This is a genomic window from Spirosoma sp. (assembly GCF_048594605.1).
Taxonomy (GTDB): domain Bacteria; phylum Bacteroidota; class Bacteroidia; order Cytophagales; family Spirosomataceae; genus Spirosoma.
The window spans coordinates 1-5,193 of record NZ_JBMDWV010000361.1 but is presented as its reverse complement, the minus strand read 5'-3'; the positions used below and the strand labels follow the sequence as shown (position 1 = coordinate 5,193).

Annotated in this window: 4 protein-coding genes and 1 pseudogene; 4 read left to right on the top strand and 1 reads right to left on the bottom strand. The window is 48.6% G+C overall.

Translation table 11 applies throughout. The annotated features are described in order from the left end of the window. The 4 genes and pseudogenes from ACOJS8_RS22075 to ACOJS8_RS22060 all read left to right on the top strand — a co-directional run. Nucleotides 1–809, top strand: a pseudogene (locus ACOJS8_RS22075) (SusC/RagA family TonB-linked outer membrane protein); the annotation flags it as partial. A gap of 13 nt (nt 810–822) precedes the next feature. After that, nucleotides 823–2,307 (top strand): RagB/SusD family nutrient uptake outer membrane protein, encoded by a 1,485-nt coding sequence (locus ACOJS8_RS22070; protein ID WP_420150723.1) that lies wholly within the window; start codon nt 823–825, stop codon nt 2,305–2,307. A gap of 204 nt (nt 2,308–2,511) precedes the next feature. After that, nucleotides 2,512–3,585 (top strand): prephenate dehydratase, encoded by a 1,074-nt coding sequence (gene pheA, locus ACOJS8_RS22065; protein ID WP_420150722.1) that lies wholly within the window; start codon nt 2,512–2,514, stop codon nt 3,583–3,585. Nucleotides 3,586–3,651: 66 nt separating this feature from the next. Next, on the top strand, nt 3,652–4,344 hold the full coding sequence (locus ACOJS8_RS22060) for a molybdopterin-dependent oxidoreductase (protein ID WP_420150721.1): 693 nt from the start codon (nt 3,652–3,654) through the stop codon (nt 4,342–4,344). A 54-nt stretch (nt 4,345–4,398) separates the two neighbouring features. Here ACOJS8_RS22060 and ACOJS8_RS22055 read toward each other — a convergent pair whose 3' ends face one another. Then, the gene (locus ACOJS8_RS22055; RefSeq protein ID WP_420150720.1) at nt 4,399–4,956 is read right to left on the bottom strand and encodes a D-sedoheptulose-7-phosphate isomerase; all 558 of its coding nucleotides are present in this window, start codon (nt 4,954–4,956) and stop codon (nt 4,399–4,401) included. Nucleotides 4,957–5,193: the final 237 nt, after the last annotated feature.

The window sequence follows — 5,193 nt, the reverse complement described above, 5'->3', positions numbered from 1 at the left end:
GTATTGAGATTGAATTGGGCGTCGAACCCATTCGGACGAAAGATTTTACTTGGCGGCTTGACCTGAATGCCACCCGGATCAAGAACCAGATTACAAAAATGCCGGAGGAAAACCCCGAAATTATTGACGGAACCAAGAAGCTCGCTGTAGGGCGCTCGATCTACGATTATTGGCTGCGGGAATACGTTGGCGTAAATCCGGCAAATGGTGAGGCTCAGTACCGGGCCGCCAGTTACGTAGCGTCTAACTCACGCATTACCGAGTCGGGCGATACACTTACCAACAGTATCAATAATGCCCGTTACCGGTATAATGGATCATCCATTCCGGCACTTTCAGGGGGCTTTACCAATACGATACGTTACAAAGGGCTTTCGCTTTCGGCCCTGTTCGTCTATCAGTTAGGCGGTAAGATATACGATGCCGCCTATGCGTCGCTGATGAGTGCGGGTGGGTATGGTAGTGCCAAGCACGTAGACATTCTGAATCGGTGGAGAAATCCGGGCGACATCACAAATGTCCCTCGGATGGATGCGGGACGTACTTCTGATTTCGATGCTCAATCGGATCGCTGGCTTACAGATGCCAGTTTTATAAATCTCCGTTCGGTTACGCTTTCTTACTCATTGCCGAACGCGCTGGCACGCAAATTATTTCTAGAAAATGCACAAGTGTATGTGAGTGGCGAAAATCTTCTATTCCTTTCGCGCCGGACAGGTATGAATGTTCAGCAGCAATTTACAGGATTGACCGGTAATGCATATAGTCCGGCCAGAAGCCTGGTGCTCGGCGTCTCTTTTACACTTTAAGCTTCAGACAATTATGAAAAAAAGATATCTGACGTTGGTAATGGCCCTGGGCCTGCTTGCTACGTCCTGCGACAAACAATACCTAGAACTCTCGCCTACAGGTAGTATCGATGCTGGGGCTGCTTACTCAACAACAAAGAATGCTGCTGCCGCGATCAACGGTATATATCGGGCAATGGTCGTACGCTATTTAAGCTCACAGGGACATTTTGGCCACCCAGCCATGATGATTATTATCGACGTACTGGGGGAGGACGTAGTAATCAGTAATACGTCGAATACGTGGCATCTGGCTGAAACACGCTGGCAGGCACATCGCTCAGAAACATCTGTGGGCGACGAATTACCTTATCAATTATACTACCGACTCATCGGAAATGCGAATCTCGCCATTACCAATATCGACAATGCGGCTGGTACACAGACGGAACGTAATCAGGTAAAAGGCGAAGCGCTAGGCATACGGGCATTCTCCTATTTCAACCTGGTGCAGCTTTTTGGTAAACGCTACGATGCCGCGACGAAACCAAATGCGCAACTCGGTGTGCCGCTGGTATTGACCCCAACAACGGAAGGGCTTCCTCGCGCAACTGTAGAGGAGGTTTACGCGCAGATCAATAAGGATTTGGCAGAAGCTGCTACGTTGCTTACCGCTTCCCGGAGTTACAAGTCACATATTAATCTTGACGTGATTAAGGGGCTTCAGGCCCGTGTGGCCTTAGTACAGCAAAACTGGGCAGATGCCGCAAAATTTGCCGCTGAAGCGCGTAAAAGTTATTCGCCGATGTCCGTCGCGCAGTATCAGGACGGTTTTTCAGATATTGGCAATCCTGAATGGATGTGGGGTTTTGACCATGTCGAAGATCAGTCGGAGACGTTTGGAGCGTTTCATTCGTACATATCCTCAAACTATAACTCCACCAACATTCGTGTGTCGCCCAAAACCATCAACAGCGCTTTGTACGACCAGATTCCAGCAACCGATGTACGCTCGAAAATGTGGGTGAAGACGCCAACCGCGGCTAATTCGATTGTTCCGACGGGCGGTGTGCGTGTGCCGTATATAACCCAAAAGTTTCGGTTGCCGGGTGCTGCACCCTCAACCAGTACGATGGGCGACATTCCGTATATGCGCGCTGCTGAAATGTATCTGATCGAAGCTGAAGCGCAGGCCCGTCTCGGAAACGCAGCAGACGCAGCTACCGTATTGTTTGACCTTGTCAGCAAACGTGATCCATCATACGTGAAGTCAACGAAAACGGGAACGCAACTAATCGACGAAATTCTGTTCAATCGACGTGTCGAACTGTGGGGAGAGGGCTTCCGGTTTACGGATCTGAAGCGGATGAATCTGCCATTGAATCGGAATGGTGCAACGAATATCCAAAGTGCAGTGGTTGTACTTTTTGACGTAAAACCGGGCGACAATCAGTGGGAGTTTTTGATTCCACGACGGGAAATCAATGCCAATAAAGCCATCGTACAGAATCCGCTTTAACGACGATACACTTGCTTTCGTTGGGCTGACCGAATATTCGGTCAGCCCTACTTTCGTTTCCGTAAACCTACTTGCTACGTTAAGGAGATTACTACGAAGTTCACTTTTCGCCCGTTACGTAGTTGATAGTTATTGCTTTTGCCCGATTAAAGTTTGCAGTAGGTAATGTACTTTTGTACACTACGTAGTGTATTGCTTTCCATAATGACTCTCGAATCCCTTCGTAACAGCATCGACTTGCTCGACGATCAGCTTCTTACCTTGCTTAATCAGCGGATGGAACTGGTACGTCGGGTTGGCGAACTAAAACGTTCGACCAACACAGTAATCTACCGTCCCGAACGCGAAAAACAAATTCTGGATCGGCTTAATGATCAAAACAATGGCTTGTTGAACCGGCAAGCCATTGAAGCTATATTTCTGGAAATTTTTGCTGTATCCCGTAATCTCGAACTGCCCGAACGTATCGCCTATCTTGGTCCGGAAGGCAGCTTTACGCATCAGGCCGCCGAAAGCCGTTTTGGCGCAATGAGTGCGTATATGGCGCTGCCGACGATCCGCTCTGTATTTGAGAGCGTTGAAACGGGGCGCGTCCGATTTGGGGTTGTTCCCATCGAAAATAATCAGGAAGGTATTGTTAGTGAAGCAATAGATTTGCTGCTCGAGAAAGATCTTACAATAGCCGCAGAAGCTCAGATTCCGGTCCATTTTACGTTTGCGACGAAGGCGGATAACCTGACAGATATCGCCCGTATCTATTCCAAAGACATTGCATTCCGGCAGTGCAGCAAGTTCCTGAATGATACGTTCGAAGGATTAAACGCAGAGCTGGTTCCGGTCGAATCAACGTCAAGAGCCGCTAAACTAGCTGCACAAGATCCGGGCGCAGCCGCTATTTGTTCGCACATTGCCGCCAAGTTATTCGATGTGCCAGTTCTGTTTGATAATATTGAAGACAGTGACCTGAACCGAACCCGTTTTCTGATTCTGGCGAAGGATTATGTCAATCAACCCAGCGGTCAGGATAAGACAACGCTGATCGCCCGATTGCCCAATACGGAGTCGCCGGGGGTACTGGCTGAGTTCCTGCAGGAGTTTAACGCCCGAAGCATCAACCTGACCAAAATCGAAAGTCGCCCCCTGCGTGAGGGTGCTACGTTCCGCTACTGGTTTCTGATCGATTGCGAAGGACATGCCTCCGATTCGGCCTTGCAGGAAATTCTTAATCATCATGCGGCTGAGGTAAAATTGCTTGGTAGTTACGTACGGGTAGCTTAAAGTAAAGCTTTAATTGCTTGTTTGACAACGTAGTAACTTTTTCGACTGGATATTGATTATAGCAATATGGATGCAAACGAAAAGACCGATAGAGTTGTCGAAGCCCGCATGAAACTCAAGCGCCGGTTTGAGGAGAAAATGGCGCAAACGCCTTCTATGACGGATGAAAAACCTCGGGGTTCGGGCCCGCTAAATCGACACGGAATGCCTACCGTGCCTGTTGGACAAAACGTTACGTCGAAATGGCCTGTACTCGATTTAGGTTATCAGCCCGATATTCCGCTCGATAAGTGGCAACTGAATCTTGATGGTGAAGTAAATCACCCGATTCGGCTGAAGTGGGACGATCTAATGGCTTTGCCGCAGGTGGAAGATACAAGCGATTTTCACTGCGTGACGACCTGGTCACGGTTGAATATTCCCTGGGTGGGGGTTCGATTCATGGATCTGGCGGCCCTGGTCGATCCGAAAGGTTCGGCTACACACATAATGTGTTATGGTTACGACGGCTATTCGACGAATGTTTCCCTGGAAGAAGCCCTCAAGCCCGACGTACTGCTTGTTCATACTGCTGATGGGCAACCGCTGGCACGCGAGCATGGCGGTCCACTACGTATGATTACGCCCCAGCTGTATGCCTGGAAAGGCTCCAAATGGATTAAGCGTATTGAGTTTTTGACTAAGAACCAACTCGGCTTTTGGGAAGAACGCGGCTATTCGAATACGGCTTATCCCTGGCGTAATGATCGGTATTCGTAGGATTGAATCATAAAAAACAAAAGGAGGTATGCTGAGCGTACCTCCTTTTGTTTTTTATGATTCAATAAAGCCGTAACAGAGCATGTGGCAAATTGTCATCTGGGCATCTTCCACGCGACCGTAATGTTCATCCTGAATTACAATAGAGTGGTGAGCAAGATCGGCAACCTGACCCCGTTTGCCACCGACGAGAGCAAGGGTTGTCAGCCCATTATCGTTGGCCCACTGTACCGCTTTTACTACATTTGGCGAATTGCCACTTACGCCCAATGTAAGTACCAGATCGCCGGGACGAGCGTAGTTCTGAAGTTGGCGCAAATACACATCTTCATAAGCATAATCGTTCCCAATAGCCGTAATCCAGGACAGGTTTTCGTTCAGGGACAAGCAGTGAAACCGTTTGCCCATTCGGTCAGATGCACTTTTTCCCAGATCCGTTATGAAATGTGACACGTTGGAAGCACTGCCTCCATTACCGAAAGCAAACAACTGCCGATCTTCTTCCCAGCACTTTTTAATCAACTGAATAAAATGTTCAACCTGATCGAGCGGGATGGCATCGTATGCCGTTTTCTGTCGATCGATGTACTTCTTGAAATAGGTCTGATCCATAATGGTAATATAGAGTAAAGAGAATCGATAGCCTGAAAAGCTGTACGGCCTTTCAGGCTACAGGGCTCATTTTTTGACTAATTCTAATGCGCCGATGGGTACTACGTCCTCGCCAAGTTTAGCAAGCAGAATAAGTGGAGATGGGTGAAATGTTTTCATAATGAACCGAGGGAGTGCCTGACGAACAGCCGCCCGTAAAGGCTCACCGATCAGGGAAAGGCCGCCCCCCAGCACAAT